At 74.0% G+C, this 2,276-nt stretch carries 2 protein-coding genes; both read left to right on the forward strand.

What is annotated here, in order from left to right; translation table 11 throughout:
• Window positions 1-335: helix-turn-helix domain-containing protein (locus tag DZF91_RS24850; protein WP_117359671.1), on the forward strand; the 335-nt coding region annotated here is incomplete at its 5' end.
• Window positions 336-889: 554 nt separating this feature from the next.
• Window positions 890-2,276, forward strand: a 1,387-nt coding sequence (locus DZF91_RS24855) for an alkaline phosphatase family protein (RefSeq protein ID WP_235834530.1), incomplete at its 3' end; no start/stop codon positions are given.

Raw genomic sequence — 2,276 nt, forward strand, 5'->3', positions numbered from 1 at the left:
TGGTGGAGCGCGCGCGGGCGGCGGGGCCGGGCGATCCGGTCGTCGCGCCCGTGGTGCGCGGGCTGCTGGCGGGGGCGTCGGTGCCGGACGTGGCGGACGCGGTGGGCCTGGGCGAGCGCCAGCTGCGGCGACGGGCGCTGGCGGCGTTCGGGTACGGGCCGAAGGTGCTGCAGCGCGTGCTGCGGTTCCAGCGGGCTCTGGGGGCCGTGCGGGCGGGTGTCCCGGCGGCGGAGGCGGCGGTGGACGCGGGGTACGCCGATCAGGCGCATATGGCCCATGAAATGCGGAAACTGGCGGGCGTTCCGCTCGGCGGGCTGGTGGGACCGAACGACTGACACGCGGGGCCGGCTCCTCGCCTCGGCCGGCTGGAACCGGCAGGATGACGGGGCGTCGCCCGGGACGGCGTGGGGCTTGCGCCCCGTATCGGACGTTTCTTCGGATTGTCCCTGCCCGGTGACCCGACCTGCGCCTTCCGGGGCCCTCGACGGTCGCGTCCACCGGGGGTAAGGGAGTCCTTCACCCCGCGCGGCTACCGGTGTCACCGGTGGTGCGGGAGGTTCGTTCCGGCATTTCCACGACGGGTGAGAGACGGGAGCCGGAATTGCCGCATCTGGAACCGCGCGGAGCGGACGTCCCCGCGCCCCGCCCCTCCACGCCCGCCTCCCCTGCGGCACACGAGCCCGCACCTCCTGCGCCGCACGAGCCCGCACCTCCTGCGCTGCACGAACCCGTATCCCCACCAGCGCGCAAACCCCTATCCCCGGCGCCGCGCCCGCCCGCGCCGGCTTCGACGCACGCGGAGGCGTCGGGCGCTGGACGTCGGGCCGGGGGTCCCTCCCCCGCGTCCGTGCCGTTGAGTCGTCGGCGCCTGCTGGGGGGCGCTGGAGCGGTGGCCGCGGCGGCGTTCGCGTCGGACGTGCTGCCGCCGAACGTCCGCCGGGCGATGGCCGAGACCGCCGGACGGCCGCGCGGCGGGGGGAAGCTGCGCGACATCAAGCACGTGGTGATCCTGATGCAGGAGAACCGCAGCTTCGACCACTACTTCGGCGTGATGCCGGGGGTGCGGGGATTCTCGGATCCGGACGCGCCCCGGCTGCCGGACGGCAGGCCCGTGTTCTACCAGCCCGATCCGAAGAACGACGCGGGGTACCTGCTGCCGTTCCACCTGGACTCACGGACGACGAGCGCGCAGGCGATCCCGTCCACCGGCCACTCGTGGGAGCTGCAGCACGCCTCGTGGAACGGCGGCCGGATGGACCGGTGGCTGGTCGCGCACTCGGCGGCGAACGCCGACGGGGCGAACTACCCGTTCGTGATGGGCTACTACACGCGAGAGGACATCCCGTTCCAGTGGGCGCTGGCCGAGCAGTTCACGGTGTGCGACCGGTACCACAGCTCGGTGCTGGGGCCGACGTGGCCGAACCGGCTGTTCCTGATGAGCGCGTCGATCGACGCGGGCGGCGGGCACGGCGGCCCGGTGACCACGAACGTCGGCCCGGAGCCGTTCACATGGACCACGTATCCGGAGGCGCTGACGCTCGCCGGGGTGTCGTGGCGGGTGTACCAGCAGACCGACAACTACGGCTGCAACGTCCTGGAGTACTTCAGGGCGTTCCAGGACGCGCCGGAGACCTCGCCGCTGTACCGGAACGGGCTGCGCACCTACGACGCCGGGCAGTTCGGGTACGACGCGCGGCACGACCGGCTGCCCACGGTGTCGTGGATCATCCCGACGAGCTACCAGTCGGAGCATCCGGACTACACGCCCGCCGCGGGGGCGGACTTCGTCGCGAGCCAGATCGACGCGATCGCGTCCCATCCCGACGTGTGGAAGAAGACCCTGTTCATCCTGAACTACGACGAGAACGACGGGTTGTTCGACCACGTCCCGCCGCCGGTGCCGCCGGCCGGGACGGCCGGGGAGTTCGTCGGGGGGTTGCCGGTCGGCGGCGGGTTCCGGGTGCCGTGCCTGCTGGTGTCGCCGTGGACGCAGGGCGGCTGGGTGGCGTCCGAGCCGTTCGACCACACCTCGACGCTGCGCCTGCTGGAGCAGCTGACGGGCGTGCGGGTGCCGAACCTGACGCCGTGGCGGCGCCGCGCGTTCGGCGACCTGACCTCGGCGCTCGGGGTGCCGCAGGCGGCGCCCCGGCCGAAGCTGCCCGATACCAAGCGGGAGCTGCGGCGGGCGGTGGACGGGGTCGGGCGCCTGCCCGCGCCGCCGCTGCCGGACGGCACCCAGACCCGGCCGCGCCAGCGGTCCGGGTCCCGACCCCGCC

Source organism: Actinomadura logoneensis, assembly GCF_003428695.1.
Lineage (GTDB): Bacteria > Actinomycetota > Actinomycetes > Streptosporangiales > Streptosporangiaceae > Spirillospora > Spirillospora logoneensis.